The organism is Streptococcus orisratti DSM 15617, from assembly GCF_000380105.1.
Taxonomy (GTDB): Bacteria; Bacillota; Bacilli; order Lactobacillales; family Streptococcaceae; genus Streptococcus; species Streptococcus orisratti.
The window spans coordinates 1-19,300 of record NZ_KB904460.1 but is presented as its reverse complement, the minus strand read 5'-3'; the positions used below and the strand labels follow the sequence as shown (position 1 = coordinate 19,300).

Below are 19,300 nucleotides of genomic sequence, written 5' to 3'. Positions count from 1 at the left end.
ACTACTTCAGAAGAGCCAACTACAACGACTACAACTACTACAGGTGAGAAACCAAACCAACCAGAAACAACAACTACTAGCAAACCTAAAAAACCAGGTCTTCCATCGACAGGTGAAAAAGGTGGACTTGTGGCGACTGTTTTAGGAGTTATTGTTCTTGTAGCAGCAATTGTAGCAGCAGTGGTATACTATCGCAGATCTAAAAACGCTTAATCATAAGTGTCTAGGCTGATGTTGTAAGAGAGAGCATTTTGCTTCTCTCTTTTTTAAAAGGAGCAAACATAAGGGTGCCTAATGTAGGTAAAGATTAAGTTATGTTTGTTCCTTTTAGAAAAGTTATATAACCAAAGAAAGGCAGTCGAATGAAACTATCCTTATTGATTACTTTTTTCAATGAAGAAAAAATCCTAACTAGAACACATATTGAAATGTCTAAGCAATTAGACAGTATGTTAGGAAAAGAACTTTCTGATTATGAATTACTTTATATTGATGATGGTTCTAGTGATGCAACTTTGAAGTTGATAGAAGGAATCGCTACTGAAAATTCAAAAGTACGCTATATCAGTCTAAGTCGAAATTTTGGACGTGAAGGTGGAATTTTGGCAGGTTTCAAATATGCAACTGGTGATGCAGTTATGGTAATGGATGGTGATCTCCAACATCCACCAAGTCTCATTCCAAAATTTGTTGCTGCTTATAAGGAAGGCTACGATATCGTAAGTGGACAGCGAGATAGGACAGGGGAATCAAAGCTGTCATCTCTTTTTGCCAAACTTTTTTATGATGTCTCCAATCATTCAATGGATGTTAAATTAACAGATGGAAAGTCTGAATTACGTTTGCTTAGCCGACGTGCTGTTGAAACTTTTATAGCCTTACCAGAATACAATCGTTTTAATAAGGGACTATATGAATGGATTGGTTTCAAAGAAAAAGTCATCAAATATAAAAACCAAGTAAGAGTAGCAGGAAAAAGTAAATTTGGTTTTAAAAAGTCTTTTAATTATGCCATTCAAGGAATTGTCTCTTTCAATGACAAGCCTTTGAGAGTTTGTGTCCAGTTCGGATTAGTCAGTCTTTCAATTGCCTTGCTTTACCTGCTAGTTGAATTTATCCGCTATTTCACAAATCCAGGACATACAGTTAGTGGCTATTTTACAACAATAGCGGCCGTTATTCTTTTTGGTGGTATTCAGTTAATTTCTATTGGTATTCTAGGAGAGTATATCGGAAAGATTTATTACGAAGTTAAACGTCGTCCGCATTTTATTGTCGGAGAAACAAATATTGAACAAGCAAAGAAAGATAGAGTGGGGTAAAATGGAAAGTTTATGGAATAAAATACAACAGAAGTGTAGTCCGTTGTTAAGTTGGATTAAAAAACATAAGAAAATAAGCACCTATGTTGCCAGTGCTATGCTTCCAATGATGATCATCTTAGTGGTTTGGTTATTTATCGGAATGTATCCTTTTGGGAATAAAAGTCTTATGGCTGTTGATTTCAGCCAACAATATATCAGCTTTTACGCCTTCTTAAAAGAAACCATTCTTTCGGGGGATTGGTCTGGTTTCTTTTACTCATTTACAAAATCGCTAGGCGGAGATATGATTGGTGTCTTAGCATACTATCTGCTGAGTCCGTTTAATCTTATCTATATTATGACTCCGCTTAGTAAATTTAGTTTTGCAGTATTCTTGACAATCTGGCTTCGTTATGGGGTAATTGGACTTAGTTTTGGTCATCTCTTGGTAAAACGTTACAGAGCACTAGAAACAAAGGCTTGGTTAGTGCCTATTATGTCATCAGCCTATGCTTTGTCTGGCATGCTAGTTTCTTATCAGATGAACCCTATTTTTTACGATGCAATGATTATGTTACCTCTTGTTATCATAGCTTTGGAAGAGTTATTAGATGGTGGTAAGCCTTTTCGTTATATCTGGACTTTAGCATTGACGTTCCTTTTACAATTTTATATGGGGTATATGATTAGTATCTTTGTTGCTATGTATGCCTGTTGCTATGTCTCACCGCGTCTAGCGATTGATGGTGATTGGAAAAAGAAAATTGCTAATTTTCTACAACCCCTTTTAAAGGCTCTTATGTACTCTGTTGTAGGGGTGGGACTAGTATCTGTATTGCTTTACCCAGTTATACTGAACCTCATGCAAAGTAAAGGGCAGGTTGGTGATGGCATGGCCTTTACCTTTGCCTTACAAATTAACCCACTGGATATTCTATCAAAACTAACGATTGGTGGTTTCGATACAACATCTGGATGGTCAGCAGGACCTAATTTGCCAAATATTTATATTGGTGCATTGGCAATGCTTGGTTGTATTCTTTATTTCAAGTTTGCTCAAGCTCATAAGAATCAGAAAATCGGTACTAGTATTATAATACTAATTTTCTTTGTTTCTTTTGTTAATGAATTCGTTAGTAAAATTTGGCACATGGGACAGAACCCAGCAGGTTTCTTCTTCCGTTTTTCATGGATTTTATCCTTTTACATGGTTCTATTGGCTTTTCAAGCCTTTAAAGAAAATCCTAAAATTTCTCGAAAAGGTTTTGGAATTGGCCTAATCTTCCTCGCTGCCTCTGCAATCTATGTTTTAAGCCAAAAATATACCTATATCTCCAAAAGTCAGCCTAAACTTGTGACAAATTTCGTTAATCACAATCAGCTACTTATTTATTTTTTCTTAGCACTTTTTGTTGTTGGAATTCTTTATTGGGTATGGAAGAAGTGGCAACAGCCCCAAAAAGCTAAGCTTATTTTCACGGTTGTTTTGATAATTGTGTTGCCATTAAGCGTGTTTTTACTGCAGCAAGGTTATTTGTTGGCACAGGTGACATTAACTGTTATGACTTGGCTGATTGCTTTACTGGCTTTTTATTTCCAGCCAAAACGTTTGGGATGGGCAGTTTTAGCAGTAGTGACAGTCTTTGAACTAGGCTATAACGCCTATTTGTCTCAAGTGACCTTATACTATGCTGATGCCTATAAATTTAGCGATGCTACAACATCCGTTAAGCGTGTAACAGACAGTATTCAGGAAAATTCCAAGGCAAAATTTTACCGAATTGGTTCTAGTTTCTCTTATTCAAAAACAGCCCCAACATTATTATCTTATCCAGGACTTAGTAGCTTTAGCTCAAGTTTAGAGCGCTCTACAATGAATCTATTTGCTTATCTGGGAGATGTGGGAGTTAATGCATCTACTCAATATGCTGATGGAACAGCTTTGACAGATGCTCTTTATGGAGTACGTTATTATATGGATATTAAAGACTATTCTCAAGAGGATGTTGAAAATAATCCTAAAAAAATGTACTTTACACGTTATTCAAAACGATTTGATATTCCAGAATATTATACGAATACTGTGTATGATGACAACCGATTTATTGTTCATGAAAATCCAAATGTCTTTTCTATTGCTTTTGGAACAAATACTCTTGTACAGAACATTAAGTTTGGTCTTAATAATCCTGTAGCTAACCAAAATATCATTCTTAATTCAATGGCTGGAAATGCTAAAGATGACACCAATTATTTTCAAGTTTTTGGTTTTTCGGGGATTGAGATGGAAAATATGAAAGAGGTAACTAACAATAAAGGTGAAACGGTTTATAACCGCATTGATAAAAGTCAACCTGGTATTGTTCGTTATAAGATTCTTCCAAAAAGTAGTTACACCTATTATTTCTTAACACCATATCTATTGAATCAAGCAGAAGGACATCTTTCCATTTTGCTTAATAATGAATGGTTAACTAATCAAAAAAGCTTCTGGCAACGACAACTCTGGCAATTAACTTCAAATACTGAGGGGCAGGAAACAGTTCTTGAATTACGCTACTCAATGGATGGAGTCAATTTGAATGGGGCAGGACTTGTCCGTGCAGACAATGATGCTATCAAGAGAGTGCTAACAGAGCGGTTGAAGCAAAATATGACAGTTACAGAATGGACAGATACGACAGTCAAAGGAACGGTAAATATTACTGATGACAGCAATGTCATGATGACCACTATCCCTTATAGTAAAGGATGGACAGTTGAGGTTGATGGAAAAAAAGTAATGACCAAAAAATCATGGGATAGTCTGATGTCGTTTCCGATTACTTCAGGCAAACATAAAATTGAAATGCATTTCTTCCCACAAGGATTGGTTGTGGGGACTATTCTGAGCTTGATTTCTTTGGCAAGTGTTGTTAGTATGTACTATATAGACAAAAAATCAGTTGGTTAATTTACGGGAAGGTAAGGCAGGAGATAAATGAAAGAGATTAGTTCTATAATTAAAACTTTTATTAAAACCGAGGTTTTTAGATATCTGTTTTTTGGAGTTTTAACAACAGCTGTTTACATTGTTTCAAGAGATCTCCTTTTCACCTTGACACGTGAGGCAACTATTTCAGCCTTGCTAGCTAATGCAGTTGCTATTACATTTGCCTTTTTCACTAATGATTATTTTGTTTTTGCACAAGAACGAGATGGTTGGGGCAAGCGGTTTATTAAGTTTTTTCTTGCAAGATTGTCAACTCTCGCTCTAGATATCATTTTGGTATTCCTCTTTGTGGAACAATTTCCAGAGATTATCGGTCAGTTTGTCCATCATGACTTAACTTGGATTAATCGGATTGAAACCTATTTTTCCCAAATTCTTATCATGATAACGAATTATCTCATTAGTAAACTGCTTGTTTTTAAAGATCAAAAAAGGTAGTAAAAATCCTCTTTCCAATTCGGAAGGAGGATTTCATTTTACGATTTAGGTGTTACATCTTTGCGATTTTTCTTATTATCAAAGATAGTTTTGGCACCGTTTAAGGAATCAAAAACTTTCTTTCCTAATTTTTCTGTCTTTTCGCGTTGTTCATTTGCGAGAATTGAAGAAGCGTTAAGAACTTCCTGATCTACGTAATAGAGTTTGATTAAAGAGCCAATTTTTGCTGTCTTGCTACGCGGATACATATTAATCACTTGATTAGCCGGGGCATCTGCATACTTTGCATTTGGGTTAACGGTGATACTACGTACAAGAAAACCTTGATTTTCTAAAATCTGTGTTGCATCCTGAACATCAAGATGAATAACATTATCCAAATCTGTATAAGCAGTTTTACGATCATTGTGTCGGTCCAATTCTTTTTCAATGATTGGTCGTGTATTATCAATAGCCCTGCCAATAATTTCAGTAGTATCCGGCAGCACGGAGATGACTTTTCCGACAGTCCCCAGTACTTTGGTCCATTTTTTTGATTTTGCCATAATTTTTCCTCACAAGAAATCTTTTCTTTATTATAGCAAAAAGTGAGCAAATTCCCTTCTAGAAACCTTACAAAATTGTAAGATTCTAAGAAAGTCTTGTAAGGTTACAAAATCTATTTTTCGATAAAATAGTGATGTAAGATCGAGGAAGGTGGTGATTAGATGAGTTACTTTGTTAAAACAAGTTCAACAATTGTGTTTTGGCTATTATTAAGTTGTATTAGCTTATCAGTCTATGCTGTAACTAAGATCTTTTGTTTGGTAAGGAGGGTAATCTTATGCACATTCAAGCAGTAGAAGAAACTATTAATTTTTATAGTTCACTTATCATTATTTTGATAATTATCGTTGGTATTTGTAGCCTCGGAATATGGTACTGGAGTGGTAGAAGACCTCTTCATCAAAGATAGTATTTAAATACTATTTAAAAATTTTAGATCTGTTATTTTGTAAAATAGGTTATAATGAGAGAAGGAGACATTATGTTATTAGAAATCAATCATTTAGAAAAAGTTTTTCGCACGCGCTTTTCGAAAGAAGTGACACGCGCATTACAGGACGTGGACTTCAAGGTGGATCAAGGCGAATTCATTGCTATCATGGGAGAGTCAGGTTCCGGAAAAACCACTTTGCTTAATATTCTTGCCACACTGGAGAAGCCAACCAACGGTTCTGTTTTGCTGAATGGTCAGGATATTACCAAGATCAAGGAAAGCCAACTTGCAGAATTCCGACTTAAAAATTTAGGCTTTGTTTTTCAAGATTTCAATCTGTTAGATACTTTGTCCGTCAGAGACAATATCTTCTTGCCTCTGGTTTTAGACCGTAAGAATTATAAAGAAATGGAAGCTCGCCTAAGTCAACTTGCACCCAAATTGCGCATTCAAGATTTGCTGGATAAACGACCTTTTGAACTTTCTGGTGGACAAAAGCAGCGCGTTGCTATCGCACGTAGTTTGATAACAAATCCACAGATTGTTTTAGCTGATGAACCAACAGCTGCGCTGGATTATCGTAATTCAGAAGATCTTCTTAATTTGTTTGAACAAATTAACGATGATGGTCAAACTCTACTTATGGTGACCCATTCTGCCAATGCAGCTAGCCATGCTAGGCGTGTTCTCTTTATTAAAGATGGACGTATTTTCCATCAACTCTATCGCGGCAATAAAACAAATCAAGAATTCAATAAGGACATCTCCCTTGCTATGACAGCACTTTTGGGAGGTGAGTAAGCATGTTTTACCTCAAACTTGCTATTAACAATATTAAGCAATCTTTCAAACACTTTTCTCCATTTTTCCTAGTCAGTGTGACAACCTTTGTTTTTAACAATATCACTCTGCTCATTATGACGAGTCCGACAGCAACTTCAATGGGAACGGGGGCTTATGCCTTGGGACTGGCTTATTTCGTTCTTTGCATTCTCTCAGCTATTCTCTGCCTCTATAGCTATAATTTCTTGCTCAAACAGCGCAATCAGGAGTTTGGTCTCTACAATATTCTAGGGATGAATAAAGGTCAAATTACGACTGTTTCAACCATCGAGTTAATTTTTATTTATGGTGTTACCGTTGTCATTGGTTCGATTTTGAGTGCTATTTTATCTAATCTAGCCTACTTGATTTTTGCTAATATTATTCATTATGATAACCTTAATTTCTCTCTTAACCCGATAGCCTTTGGGGGAAATATCATTCTCTTTGGAGCAATTTTCTTCCTTTTGGAGCTGGTTAACATTGTCAAAATTCGCAAAACATCAGCTCTCAACCTTTTCAGTAATCAAAGTCAAGGTGAACGTGAACCAAGAGGAAATATGATTCTTGCTCTCATCTCAGTAGCAGCTATTGGTTACGGCTATTACCTGTCTGTGTCATCAGCCAATCTGAGTGCCTTAGTAGGTATTCAACGATTCTTTATCGCTATCCTTGCGGTCATCGTTGGAACCTATCTCTTTTACATTAGTTTTCTAACTTGGTATTTAAAACGCCGCCGTAAAAACAAGGCTTATTTTTACAAGCCAGAGCATTTCATCACTACCTCTCAGATGATTTTTCGCATGAAGCAAAATGCGGTTGGTCTTGCTAACATCACACTATTGGCTATCATGGCCTTTGTAACCATTTTCTCTACTGTAGCACTTTACAGTAGCCAAGAAAATTTAGCGCGAATGACTTATCCAAAGTCTGCGATGTTTGAATTTCCAAATGTTAGCGACCCAGAAAAGGCTGAAAATCTTATCAAGAAAAAGGTACTGCCAGCTCTCGGTAAAGATGGAGAAGCATTTAACCAAGTCTTCAAACACTACAAATATACTTCCTTCATTGGACAATATGCTGCTGATAAGAAGACGATGATTGTGGATGAGTCTTTCTTGAAGTCAAATCCTCAATCAAATTTAAGTAAGCTTTCAAGTATTTCTGCAATGGTATTTATCACCCAAGATGACTTTAGAAATCTTGGAAATAAGTTACCAAATTTAACAAAAGACCAAATTGCATTTTATGACTATGCTCAAAATAAATCACTTTCCTTTGACACGTTAAACTGGATGGGTAAAACCTATCAAAACGTTCAAAATATCAACCATGTTTCAAATCTTCAGATTGCGAATGTTGGTATTCCTGGTGGTATCGTGGTTGTAGCTGATGACGAAACACTCAATGAAATGCTCAAAAGTTATAATCCTAACGTTCGCTACCCAGTTAGTTATACTTATCTGGCCTTCGCCGACTTATCAAACAAACAAGTGAAAGCTATCAGAAAATTATCTCAACCTGACAGCAGTACAATTGTAGTTGACAGTAACGAAACTGCCGCTATTTTCTCAACCGTGCAAGCTTTTCGAGAAGAAGGTTTGCAATTAACAGGAGGATTCCTCTTTACAGGTTTCTTATTAAGTTCTGCTTTCTTGATGGGAGCGGCCTTGATTATCTACTACAAACAACTCTCAGAAGGCAATCAAGACAAACGCTCGTACAAAATTTTGCAAGAAGTAGGGATGAGTTTGAAGGCTGTCAAGAAAACGATTAATTCACAGATTGTCATGGTTTTCTTCATGCCGCTCGCTATTTCTATTGTGCATTTTGCCTTTGCTTTACCAATTCTTAAGAAATTACTCCTGCTTTTTGGTGTGCAAGGCGATAAAATGCTTTACACTATCAGCGGCTTGACTATTTTAGGGATTCTGGTAATTTACTTTATCATCTATAAGGTAACAAGCCGAACCTACTACAAACTCGTAGAAAGATAGCTAGTATTCCTTGAGAATCAAGTTCAGACGCTAGCGATTTGATTTGATGAAATCCAGTACTGCCTGTAATTCATCAACTGATCTGATTTTGATTCTCTTAGATTAAAAGTGGCGATTTTCGCCACTTTTTTGGTAAAATAGAAACATGATGAAACAAGAAAAGATTTATATTATTGAAGACGATGCGACCATCGTTTCTTTGTTAAAAGACCATCTTAAACAGCATTATGACGTTTTCAGTGTCAGCAATTTTCGCGATATTCGTCACGAGGTAGAAACCATCAAACCAGATTTGGTTTTGATGGATATCACACTCCCTTATTTTAACGGTTTTTACTGGACAACAGAAATTCGTAAGAGCATGACCATGCCCATCATATTTATTTCGTCTAGTAGCGATGAAATGGACGCAGTTATGGCCTTAAATATGGGAGGAGATGATTTCATTTGTAAACCATTTTCATTGACCATTCTGGATGCTAAGATTTCTGCTTTTTTGCGTCGTGCACAGCATTTTACCAGTGATGTTTATCAAATCGATCAATACAGCCTCAGTCGAGATGGTATTCTATCAAACGGTCAGGATCAGATCAATTTGTCTCCAACGGAAAATAAAATTCTAGCAATTCTTTTCGCTCATCATAATCAGGTTGTTTCAAAAGAAGAATTACTAGAAAAACTTTGGGAAAATGATAGCTTTATTGATCAAAACACTTTAAGTGTTAATATGGCACGTTTACGTAAAAAGATTTCTCCGCTTGGATTTGACCGTATTCATACTGTGAGAGGAGTGGGGTATTTACTCAAATGATTTGGAAATTTTTTAAAGAATACATAGCTTGGTATGCTATCTATCTCGGTTTGAGTTTGCTGTATTTTTTGACCTTTTATCTTTACCATCTTCCCCTTGCCTATTTTAAAGCAAGCTTTTACCTCAACTTTTGTTTGTTAATATTGGTTAGCTTATGGAAATTTCAGCAATTTCGTAAAAAAATGGCTGCGCTACAAAATGGTATTTACATAGAAGAGCTAAATGAACTTCATTTGCCTTCAGACTTAGCCTATCACGATTTACTTACTAAGCAAAAAGAAGCAGAAGCAGAGCTATTGCTAACTCAGAAATCTCAAATAGAAGATTTACAAAGTATGATAAAAATGTGGACGCATCAAATGAAGGTTCCTATTTCAGCTCTTTCCTTGATGAGCCAAACTGATCACCTAAATAAACGCGATGTCAGGCAGCAACTTTTACGTTTGGAAAATTATCTTGATACGCTTTTGACATACCTTAAATTCAATCAAAACAAGGATGATTTTCGTTTTGAGGAATGTTCTATGCGTGACTTGGTTGCTGATCTAGTTAAGAAATACCGAATTTCTTTTTTAATAAAGCAAATGTCTGTTGATATTGATGGGGATTGGTATTTAAAGACGGATAAAAAATGGCTCAGCTTTGCTATTTCACAAATTCTGGATAACGCTATTAAGTATTCTAAAAAAAATTCAGTGATTCAAGTCAATATTTCACAAGGTCAAATTAGTATCATTGATCATGGCATTGGAATACTAGAAGAAGATTTACCTCGACTTTTTGAGGAAGGTTTTACAGGTTACAATGGTCATGAACATCAGAAGGCTACGGGCTTTGGACTTTACATGACAAAACAGGTTTTGGATCGTTTGGGCTTTGTTATTTCCATTAGTAGTCAAGTTGACCACGGAACAACAGTTTTAATTAAGCGATAATTTTTACATAAATTTAATTACGTAAAAACCTACAAGTATTCCTGTAGTTTTTTAGAGTTTATCCAAGGCATTTTTTTGTTCATCATTAACAATGTGGGTGTAGAGGTCTGTAACCTGAGTTGAGGCATGGCCAAGTTGATGACTGACTAAAACTTGAGACTTTGTAGCATCGTATAGACGTGTGGCAAGAGTGTGACGTAATTTATGGGGAGTTACTCGAATTTTAAAATCTTGAGAATACTTTCCAACCATTTTTTCAACACTTGAAGCATCAATGCGGTTTGGTACACCACGATATTCTGTTAAAAAAAGTGCAAAATCCTGTTTTTCAGCTTTATATCGGGATTTGCGAATGTGAAGGTATTTTTCCAAGTAGGGTTTAGCAAAAGAAGCAACATTGACAGAATCTCGCTTACCACCTTTTCGGGTGACTTCAATAACCATCATATTAAGATTGAGGTCTTTGAGGTCAAGATTGACTGCTTCAGATAGACGAACCCCAGACGCTAGCAGTAGGGCGATTATCGCTAAGTCACGTTCCTTATTTTTTCGGAAAGATGATTTGGCCCGATTGGAAAGTTTGTTCTCATATTCACAATCTATATAGTCCAAAAATGCCATCGTTTCATCACCTAAAAAGAGTTTTTGTTTAATATTTTCAGCACGAGCTGCCAAGGTTTCTTTTTTCTTCTTGGTGGATACTTTATTCATAACATTTCGATAGAAATAAGGTTCACCGTCTGTATTTTCAACCTCTTCAGTCAAATATTTAAAGAGACTAGAGAGGGCAGCCAGAGTACGATTAATAGTTGTTTGAGAGACGCCTTGTTTGGTTGAATAGGTATTGAGTGATGGACGTTCACGCAGATAAAGGATAAAAGATTCCATATCCTTTTTTGATAAATGTTCTAAAGTAGTCAATTCAACGTCAGCAATTTTATTAACATCTGAAATTCCAGAATCAATCAGCCATTCCAAGAATCGTCGATATTCTTTTAGATACTCATATAAAGTTGTGAAACTATAAGGAACTGAAAGTTTTGATTGGTAATAGTCTAAGACATACCAAGGCATAATTTCTTTTAATTGTTCAATTTTTTCAAGCAATAAATCACGTCGCATGATTTCCTCCTGATTTTAACTATATAAGTAGTATAACATAACCCTAGATAAGTTTCAAGAAAATTACAGTTTTTCGGAAAGATGTTAAGGGGAAATACCCCTCTCACACAAATAATATGAGGGGCATCAAATTATTCAACGAATTCAATGATTCTTCCTTTACTACAGGTTTTGATAAGTTCGAAATCATGTGTTACAACGATTATCAATTTTCCTGATTTTGCCATTTCATGTAAATCCTCAACCATACGCTCCATTTGTCTTCTGCAAAGCCCACTTGTTGGCTCATCTAAAATCACAATTGGTTTGTTTGATGCTGTTGCCATGGCTAATAACAAACGTTGCTTTTCTCCTCCTGATAAACTTTGCGGATGTCTTTCCAGCTTATCGCTCAAACAAAACTGGGTGAGCGCATCTTTTTTAGTTTTCTTGTTATCGCTAACAATGGAAATTTCCGTGTCTTTTTCAATCATCATCAATCGCTTCAATTCCACCTACATAAACATTCTAACTATCATATTCTTAATGTACACTTCACACAAAAAATAATTGATGACTATTTAGTTGGACAATACGAATTAAGTCAAGAGCTGATTTTTCAAATTTTCCAAGAAACGAAATGTTTTATTAGTGATAAGATAAGTAAAATTGCTGATGAAATTTTCAATTATAAGATTTCATCCGTAGGGAGTGAACTTTTTTACGAAGTCAAAGCGAAAGAGTGGCTAAGCATAATCATCAATGATTACTATAGTCAACAAAAAGAGAAAAAGATTAACCCTGACGATAATTCAAGCCCTGGATAATGTCAAACATTACATCAATGATCATTTGATCACCACTATCCCCCAAGATTTACTAGCAAAAATCGCTATGATGAGTAAGAAAAAGCTAAAAAATCTATTTAAATTCAAATATAACATGACAATCACTGAGTATATTCAAGAGCAACGCATGAACTTGGCTGAGCATTTGTTAACAACAACGCAATTAGAGATTAAAGAGGTTGCTAATGCTGTCGGTTATAAATCACATAGTCGTTTTTCAAGCCTTTTCAAAAAATATATAGGTGTTTATCCTCATGAATTGAAAAAGCAAACAACTCTTCTTTCAACAAGACTCCCTTGTGACACTTGTTGTAATCCGACTTGTCAATTACAAAATAACAGTTAATTCGTGACAGAGGCTAAACTAAAGGCTGATTTCAAAGTCAAAAATAGGCTCTACAATCTTGTCGAGAACTTCGTAACAAAGATTGTAGAGCCTATTTATAAATTTATCCTTCCATACTCAAATGTATTCTTTTCTTGAGTATGCGAAGGAGTAATAATTTCATTTTCTTCCCAATTGATCTGCTATTAGGATTGCCTGTTTGTATTTTTCCGGATCAAACGGTGTATTTTTGTATTCATTTGTCGTCATTGCAACTTCAACAATTTTAGGAACATCTTTTTCTTCTAGCCCTAAATCTTCCAAGGTAACTGGAAGGCCTAGCTTTCTATTAAATTCAGTTACTTGTGTAAGTTCATCCATTTCATCATAATAAGCATGAAGGACTAAGACACCAAACGAAACTACCACACCGTGCAAATATTCTCCCTGACGAGGGATTGACATAGTGGCGTTATAAAAAGCATGAGCGTGGGCAGAATTGTAATAAAAGTCTGGTTGATTAACTAGATTTGAGGCATATCCTGTTGAGACAATGATATCAAGGGCGATTTCTTCGACAGCCTTGCTAGCACGATTGCTTTCCACATCTTTCATGGCTTCTTCACCGTAACGATAAAAGGCTTCCTTAGATGATAAGGCAATTGCGCGTCCCAAGGTTGCTGTATGTGACAGGATTTGTCCTTTTTTTAGAGCCTCATCTGAGGCGTGTTCAACTTCTGGCGCTTTTGAAATACCATCTGCAATCCCTGCCCAAAAGTATTTGGTTGGTGCTTCCGCAATAATACGAGTATTGATAAAAATATGCAACGGAGCATCGGGATAGCCATATGAGTTGACAGAATGGTCTTCATTGTAAACAACAGCGATAGCTGTTCCTGCTGAACAATTGGAACAAATGGTTGGAAAGGTAAATACAGGCTTATCTAGTGTTTTTGCGACCATTTTAGTTGTATCTAGTGCTCTACCACCACCAAAACCAAAAATAACATCTGCTTTTTGGACATTTTCATCAGCAGCTAACCGCTCAATGGTAGCTAGAGTAGAATTTTCACCATATACTAGACTTGTTAAAATATCATAGGAAGTACCTTCTAGCACTTGTCGAACTTCCTTCTCAGCACTTGCTAAGGCATTTTCTCCTCCAATAAAAGCAATCTTCTTAAAGTCATACTTTTTGAGAACGTCTGGTAATTCTTTGTATGCATCTACACCATAACTATAATTTGACATAATTGTTGTTGTCATATTAAAACCTCTTTTTCTAAAGTATTATCATTATTATACACCTATTTTGAAAATATATACTATTTTTTTAAAATTAATTTATCAGCACTATTGAAATATTTAGCATTTGTATAACTGCATACAGCTACAAGGATCATCCAAAACTGATGATGTCACTTGCTAGTTATCGGTTTTGGGGCAGTGGCTCATTTCATATTAGATTTTGATTTTCTTTGAATAGCTCAAATTATTAAAAACAAAGAGAGCACTCGAATGTAACAAGTGTTCTCCTTCTTTTTTCTATTTGCGTTTTTTCTTAGCTTTCTTAATTTTATTAGCCTGACGCTTCATAGCTTGTTTCATGGCAAATTGTCCGACTTTTCCTTTTAGACCACCACCAAACATTTGGCTCGTATCCATATTACCACTCAAAGCAGATAAATCTGGCATACCGCCTTGTCCCATCATACCTTCAAGGGCTGACATATCCATGCCATCCATGTTAGGGAGGTTTTTAGGCATATTGTTAGGGTTAATTCCCATTTGGCGCATAGCTTTATCCATATCTCCAGACATAACACCTTGCATCATACTTTTAGCTTGGTTAAAGTCCTTGATGAATTTATTAACCTCAACAAAACTGTTTCCAGAACCTGCAGCGATACGTCGTCTGCGACTTGGATTAAGTAAATCAGGATTTTCACGCTCTTCAGGAGTCATAGATGATACGATGGCACGTTTGCGGGCGATTTCACGCTCATCAACTTTGAAATTTTTAAGAGCGGGATTGTTAGCCATACCAGGAATCATTTTTAGCAAATCTTCCATCGGTCCCATATTTTGAACTTGATCAAGCTGATCGATGAAATCATTGAAATCAAAGGTGTTTTCACGCATCTTTTCAGCGAGTTCCAGTGATTTTTTCTCATCATATTCCTGCGAAGCTTTTTCGATAAGGGTCAAAAGGTCGCCCATGCCGAGAATACGGCTGGCCATGCGGTCTGGGTGGAATGTTTCGATATCAGTGATTTTTTCGCCAGTACCAGTGAATTTGATTGGTTTACCGGTGATTTCACGAACAGAAAGCGCTGCACCACCACGGGTATCTCCATCAATTTTGGTTAAAATAACCCCAGTGATTTCCAATTGTTTATGGAATTCAGCCGCAACATTAGCGGCTTCCTGACCAATCATGCTATCAATAACAAGAAGAATTTCATTTGGTTGTGCTAGAGCCTTGACATCACGAAGTTCTTCCATGAGTTTTTCATCAATCTGCAAACGACCAGCGGTATCAATCAATACATAGTCGTTGCGATTTTCGCGCGCTTGCGCTAACCCATTTGCCACGATTTCAACAGCCGAGTGGTCAGTTCCCATGTCAAATACTGGAACATTAATCTGCTGACCTAGTGTTTTTAACTGGTCGATGGCTGCGGGACGATAAATATCAGCCGCAATCATCATAGGACGAGCATTTTCTTCCTTAATGAGCTTATTAGCTAATTTTCCTGCAAATGTTGTTTTACCAGCTCCTTGAAGTCCGACCATCATGATGATCGTTGGGATTTTAGGTGATTTTTCAATTTCTGCAGTTTCAGAACCTAAAATCTCCGTCAATTCTTCGTTGACAATTTTAACGATTTGTTGCGTTGGGTCAAGCGTATCAATGATTTCATGCCCGACAGCTCGTTCTCGAACACGTTTGATGAAGGTTTTGACAACAGGAAGAGCAACGTCCGCCTCAAGGAGGGCTAAACGAATCTCTTTTGTGACTTCTTGAACGTCTTTTTCAGAGAGTTTTTTCTTACCACGTAAATTTTTGAAAACGCCTTGTAAGCGTTCTGTTAAACTTTCAAATGCCATAATTAAATACTTGAGCGGCTAAGTGCAATCGAAATGAATAAAACGTATCTCTTCACAATTGCCTAGCTTAGTTCATCTGAACACAGCACTCATTTTTCCTTTCACAATATTTTAGTCATCATTCTCATGTAAAATATCTGCCTCTGCTATTTTTAATCGCGATTATCAATACTCATCAGAATGGCGATTTTTTCCTGAAGAAAGTTGTCATCGGGATATTTACCAATGATGTCGTCAAAAATCTCACTCCGCACAATGTAATCCGAATACATGTGTAACTTCATTTCGTAAGCTTCTAAGATTTTTTCAGTCCGTTTAATATTATCATAGACCGCTTGACGGCTGACACCGAATTCTTCCGCAATTTCAGCAAGACTGTAATCATCAGCATAATAAAGCTCGATGTAATTCATCTGCTTATCTGTTAACAAGGCTGCATAAAATTCGAACAAAGCATTCATTCGATTGGTTTTCTCAATTTCCATAAGCTTTATTCTACCATAATCTTACTATTTTTTATAGTCTGAATTAGTATGTTTCTTTGGGAAATATAGGATGCCATGCTGAAAAAGGGGTTGAATATAATTTAACGTAATTAAATTTATGTAAACAACATTCAAAAAGCGCCTCCTTGATTCTTTGCTATTTTACGTAAATATAATTATGTAAAATTCATCACTTAGTTATTTTCCAAATAAAATTCAAAACGATCTCCGACATACTGGCTGTGAACATACTCAAAAGGTTGACCATTTGTAAAGTAGGAAACTTGTGTCAAAGCCAATACTGCTTGTCCTTTGGGAATTGTTAGGAAGTTAGCTACGCGCTCGCTAGCATTTTTGGCATAAATGGTTCGCTGACTTTTCCCGATTTCAAAGCCATTGTCTGTTAATGTCTGAAAAAAGTGCTCCGTAATTTCTTCACGTTTAAATTGGCGAATCAATTTCTCAGGAATTGAGGCTACTTCAAATACCAATGGGATTTTATCCGCGAACCGCACGCGCTCCATACGGACAACAAAATCGGTCGGACGCAATTCTAAACGCTTGATTTCATCTTCGCTGGCAAGTTTTTTCTGATAGGAAATCAATTGTGACGATGGTGTTTTACCCTGAGCTCTAACAATTTCAGTAAAACTAGTTGTTCCACGCATTTTTTCCTGTACACGTCGTCCTGAGACATAAGTTCCACTTCCCACTCGACGCTCCAAAATACCTTCATCAACCAAAAGCGTGATTGCTTGACGTAAAGTCATTCGGCTAACTTCATAAACATCCGCCAAATCTCGTTCGCTTGGTAAACGTTGTCCAATCTTCCAAATTCCCTCTTCAATTTCCTTTCGGATGGCATCGTGAATTTTGACATAAGCTGGGATCATTTTGCTCTCCTTAGTACGTTTCTACGCCTTATTTTATCATATTTCTTAAAAAATAGCAGAGCTGTTTTTTTAAGAACCTGTATCCACAGTTCAGCACTTTTATCTAAGGCTAGTTTTGTGCTACTCATTGTTAGTTATTTTTTAATACAGTCAGTATTCTCCTCTCAAAAAACTGCCTTGATTAGCAAAAAACTATCTCTTAACTATAAGCACTTCATTTGTGAATACAGGTTCTTAATTCTCTAATTTGTTATATTATCATAGCTAACGACTTTAGAGACTGAAATTTCAGGGAAATGAATTGGTTTCATGACCCACTCAGTTTGAGCCTCAGGATATCGACTCACTAGACTAGATGTAAAGGTATTGCCATAAACGGTTATTTCACCAACTTCGGAGGAATGCTGCCCGATGCTTGCACTATAGGCAATGATATTTCCAGCACTATCACTGTATGGTAAAAATGAATTATTACTGATAGTGATATTAGAACTCAGTTGTTTACTTGGGTTATTTTGACTGTAATTCGCATCTACTTGTTGTAAAATACCACCGTCCCAAATTCCTGAATTGTCTGAAGCATCTATTTGAATAGCCTCCGCGTAATAATCATGTAGGTCGGACCCGCTCGGAATTTCTGAAATTTCTGTCAGTTCTGGTGCGTAGCCAATGAATTGATTGCTATCAAAAATCGAATTTTGTAAGCCACCTAAGTCAAATATATGGCTACCTTTTTTCTGAACCATGGTAAAGCTATTGTGTTTTATTTGCCAATTATCGCCATGATTTGCCATTATCATGAATTGATTTCCCTCTGTCAAATTATCAGCAATAAAGTCAATATAGGACATACTAAAATTTTTCACACCTTCTGTTGCTCCTGCTCCTGTCGCAAATCCCAACCAGTATATTCGACCTTGAATATTAAGTTTCGTCTCATTTCCATAAAGCTGAGTATCAGATGGCAATTGTTGATAATCCTTTTCAGGATTAGAACTACCAATATCGAATTTTCCGCTAGGAAAAGCCAGTATAGTTTCTGGATGTGCTCTAGCATAGTCAAAAGCTTGACGTAATGCCTCATTGTTTTGACTGGCAGAATTATCTTGTTTTAAAGCTATTTGATACAAGATAGTCAGGGCAGATTCTGTAATGTTAGTGATTGTTCTGCCATCCTCCTTAAGACTAACATCATACAAGTAGCCGCCATCATTATTGGCATAATTTGGATGGACTTTATCAATGTGCGCTACTTTCCCTCGAAATTCCACTAGACTATAGCCATCACTATCGGTTTCTGCATTAGATGCAATTTGAATAAGAGTGTTTTTAGAATAGGCAGCTTTTGGCGCATTTTTTAAAAACTTAGCCTTAACAGCCTTGAGTACTTTCCCGTTGTCAAATGTAATCCGATAAGTGTAGAGGTATTTTTTGTTAGTCTGCTTAGCAGTAATTGAGGTAATCTCGCCTATCCAATTTTTATATTTTTCAAGTTTATTTGTCTTATCATCGCTAATAATTTGAACTGATTGACCTGTTTTGAAGGTTGCAAGATTGTGTTGGGGAAAAAAAGTATTTTTAATTACTGCGAAACTTCCTGTAACAGCAAATAAGATGAGAACAAAACTAATCATCACTCCTAGAGCTATCAATTCCCCCTTTCGGAAAAGACCTTTTCTTTTTTGGTGCTTACCTCGCATCACGACCTCACTTTCTTGTCCCACTATTTTATCACAAAACTATTTTTCAGACAAAAATAGCATTTCGTTGAAATTGTTGCAGATAAATACTTGATATTTTTTGAAAAGGTTTACAATTCAACTGTAAGCTAGGTTAGGCTTATTTTATCTAATGTGCTTAACTTTGGAGAAAACCATTATGAAAGGAAAGATTTTTAGAGCATTATTAAGTGTATTTGCACTTGCTTTCGTATATAAGAATTTTTTGCGACAATTAGAATTTTTTCATCTATTAGTGCTATGTTTACTCTAACAGTCGTAATATAGTAAAATGAAACAAAAACAGTACATTTTGTGATATAATGTATTTATGGCATATTCATTAGATTTTCGTAAAAAAGTTCTCGCATACTGTGAGAAAACCGGCAGTATTACTGAAGCATCTGTTGTTTTCGATATTTCACGCAACACCATCTATCAATGGCTAAAATTAATGGAGACTACTGGCGACCTTCATCACCAAGTTAAGGGAACCAAACCAAGAAAAATTGATAGAGAAAAATTAAAGAACTATCTTGAA

The 19,300-nt window shown here is 36.1% G+C and carries 18 protein-coding genes; 10 read left to right on the top strand and 8 right to left on the bottom strand.

Features of this window, described 5'->3' with window-relative positions:
* From A3I7_RS0104120 to A3I7_RS0104105, 4 genes are all read left to right on the top strand, one after another.
* Positions 1 to 213, top strand: a 213-nt coding sequence (locus tag A3I7_RS0104120; RefSeq protein WP_026217122.1) for an LPXTG cell wall anchor domain-containing protein, incomplete at its 5' end; no start/stop codon positions are given.
* A gap of 149 nt (positions 214 to 362) precedes the next feature.
* The gene (pgfS, locus tag A3I7_RS0104115; RefSeq protein WP_018375513.1) at positions 363 to 1,322 is read left to right on the top strand and encodes a glycosyltransferase PgfS; all 960 of its coding nucleotides are present in this window, start codon (positions 363 to 365) and stop codon (positions 1,320 to 1,322) included.
* Between the two features lies 1 nt (position 1,323).
* Positions 1,324 to 4,257 carry a glycosyltransferase PgfM1 gene (pgfM1, locus tag A3I7_RS0104110; protein ID WP_033418539.1) on the top strand — a complete coding sequence of 978 codons (2,934 nt, stop codon included), beginning with the start codon at positions 1,324 to 1,326 and terminating at the stop codon, positions 4,255 to 4,257.
* Between the two features lie 27 nt (positions 4,258 to 4,284).
* Complete coding sequence (locus tag A3I7_RS0104105; RefSeq protein ID WP_018375511.1) at positions 4,285 to 4,734, top strand: GtrA family protein; 450 nt, start codon at positions 4,285 to 4,287, stop codon at positions 4,732 to 4,734.
* A 38-nt stretch (positions 4,735 to 4,772) separates the two neighbouring features.
* On the opposite strand, the gene A3I7_RS0104100 is transcribed toward A3I7_RS0104105, so the two are convergent.
* Entirely contained in the window at positions 4,773 to 5,279 is a 507-nt protein-coding gene (locus A3I7_RS0104100; protein WP_018375510.1) for a PASTA domain-containing protein, read from the bottom strand.
* A 482-nt stretch (positions 5,280 to 5,761) separates the two neighbouring features.
* Here A3I7_RS0104100 and A3I7_RS0104090 point away from each other — a divergent pair, with 482 nt between their 5' ends.
* The 4 genes from A3I7_RS0104090 (at position 5,762) to A3I7_RS0104075 (ending at position 10,278) form a co-directional block, all read left to right on the top strand.
* Complete coding sequence (locus tag A3I7_RS0104090) at positions 5,762 to 6,514, top strand: ABC transporter ATP-binding protein (protein WP_018375508.1); 753 nt, start codon at positions 5,762 to 5,764, stop codon at positions 6,512 to 6,514.
* Between the two features lie 2 nt (positions 6,515 to 6,516).
* Positions 6,517 to 8,532, top strand: coding sequence for an ABC transporter permease (locus tag A3I7_RS0104085; RefSeq protein WP_018375507.1), 2,016 nt, complete (start codon positions 6,517 to 6,519; stop codon positions 8,530 to 8,532).
* A gap of 145 nt (positions 8,533 to 8,677) precedes the next feature.
* The gene (locus A3I7_RS0104080) at positions 8,678 to 9,343 is read left to right on the top strand and encodes a response regulator transcription factor (RefSeq protein WP_026217120.1); all 666 of its coding nucleotides are present in this window, start codon (positions 8,678 to 8,680) and stop codon (positions 9,341 to 9,343) included.
* Positions 9,340 to 10,278, top strand: a complete 939-nt coding sequence (locus A3I7_RS0104075) for a sensor histidine kinase (protein WP_018375505.1) — start codon at positions 9,340 to 9,342, stop codon at positions 10,276 to 10,278. Before A3I7_RS0104080 ends, A3I7_RS0104075 begins: the two co-directional genes overlap by 4 nt.
* A gap of 51 nt (positions 10,279 to 10,329) precedes the next feature.
* Here the strand turns inward: A3I7_RS0104075 and xerS are convergent, their stop codons facing one another.
* Positions 10,330 to 11,400 (bottom strand): tyrosine recombinase XerS, encoded by a 1,071-nt coding sequence (gene xerS / locus A3I7_RS0104070; protein WP_018375504.1) that lies wholly within the window; start codon positions 11,398 to 11,400, stop codon positions 10,330 to 10,332.
* Between the two features lie 131 nt (positions 11,401 to 11,531).
* On the bottom strand, positions 11,532 to 11,876 hold the full coding sequence (locus A3I7_RS13580) for an ATP-binding cassette domain-containing protein (RefSeq protein ID WP_018375503.1): 345 nt from the start codon (positions 11,874 to 11,876) through the stop codon (positions 11,532 to 11,534).
* Positions 11,877 to 12,141: 265 nt separating this feature from the next.
* On the opposite strand from A3I7_RS13580, the gene A3I7_RS14490 reads away from it, so the two are divergent.
* A complete protein-coding gene (locus tag A3I7_RS14490; RefSeq protein ID WP_245538837.1) occupies positions 12,142 to 12,573 on the top strand; it encodes a helix-turn-helix domain-containing protein in 432 nt (143 codons plus the stop codon).
* Between the two features lie 159 nt (positions 12,574 to 12,732).
* Here A3I7_RS14490 and A3I7_RS0104055 read toward each other — a convergent pair whose 3' ends face one another.
* From A3I7_RS0104055 to A3I7_RS0104030, 5 genes are all read right to left on the bottom strand, one after another.
* Positions 12,733 to 13,818 carry an iron-containing alcohol dehydrogenase family protein gene (locus A3I7_RS0104055; RefSeq protein WP_018375502.1) on the bottom strand — a complete coding sequence of 362 codons (1,086 nt, stop codon included), beginning with the start codon at positions 13,816 to 13,818 and terminating at the stop codon, positions 12,733 to 12,735.
* Between the two features lie 279 nt (positions 13,819 to 14,097).
* Positions 14,098 to 15,663, bottom strand: coding sequence for a signal recognition particle protein (ffh, locus tag A3I7_RS0104050; RefSeq protein ID WP_018375501.1), 1,566 nt, complete (start codon positions 15,661 to 15,663; stop codon positions 14,098 to 14,100).
* A 152-nt stretch (positions 15,664 to 15,815) separates the two neighbouring features.
* A complete protein-coding gene (locus A3I7_RS0104045) occupies positions 15,816 to 16,148 on the bottom strand; it encodes a putative DNA-binding protein (protein ID WP_018375500.1) in 333 nt (110 codons plus the stop codon).
* A 194-nt stretch (positions 16,149 to 16,342) separates the two neighbouring features.
* Positions 16,343 to 17,041: a GntR family transcriptional regulator gene (locus A3I7_RS0104040; protein ID WP_018375499.1), complete on the bottom strand. Its 699-nt coding sequence runs from the start codon at positions 17,039 to 17,041 to the stop codon at positions 16,343 to 16,345.
* 242 nt (positions 17,042 to 17,283) lie between these two features.
* Positions 17,284 to 18,741, bottom strand: a complete 1,458-nt coding sequence (locus A3I7_RS0104030; protein WP_018375497.1) for a biotin/lipoyl attachment domain-containing protein — start codon at positions 18,739 to 18,741, stop codon at positions 17,284 to 17,286.
* Between the two features lie 349 nt (positions 18,742 to 19,090).
* Here A3I7_RS0104030 and A3I7_RS0104025 point away from each other — a divergent pair.
* A partial coding sequence (locus tag A3I7_RS0104025; RefSeq protein WP_018375496.1) for an IS630 transposase-related protein occupies positions 19,091 to 19,300 on the top strand: 210 nt, incomplete at its 3' end.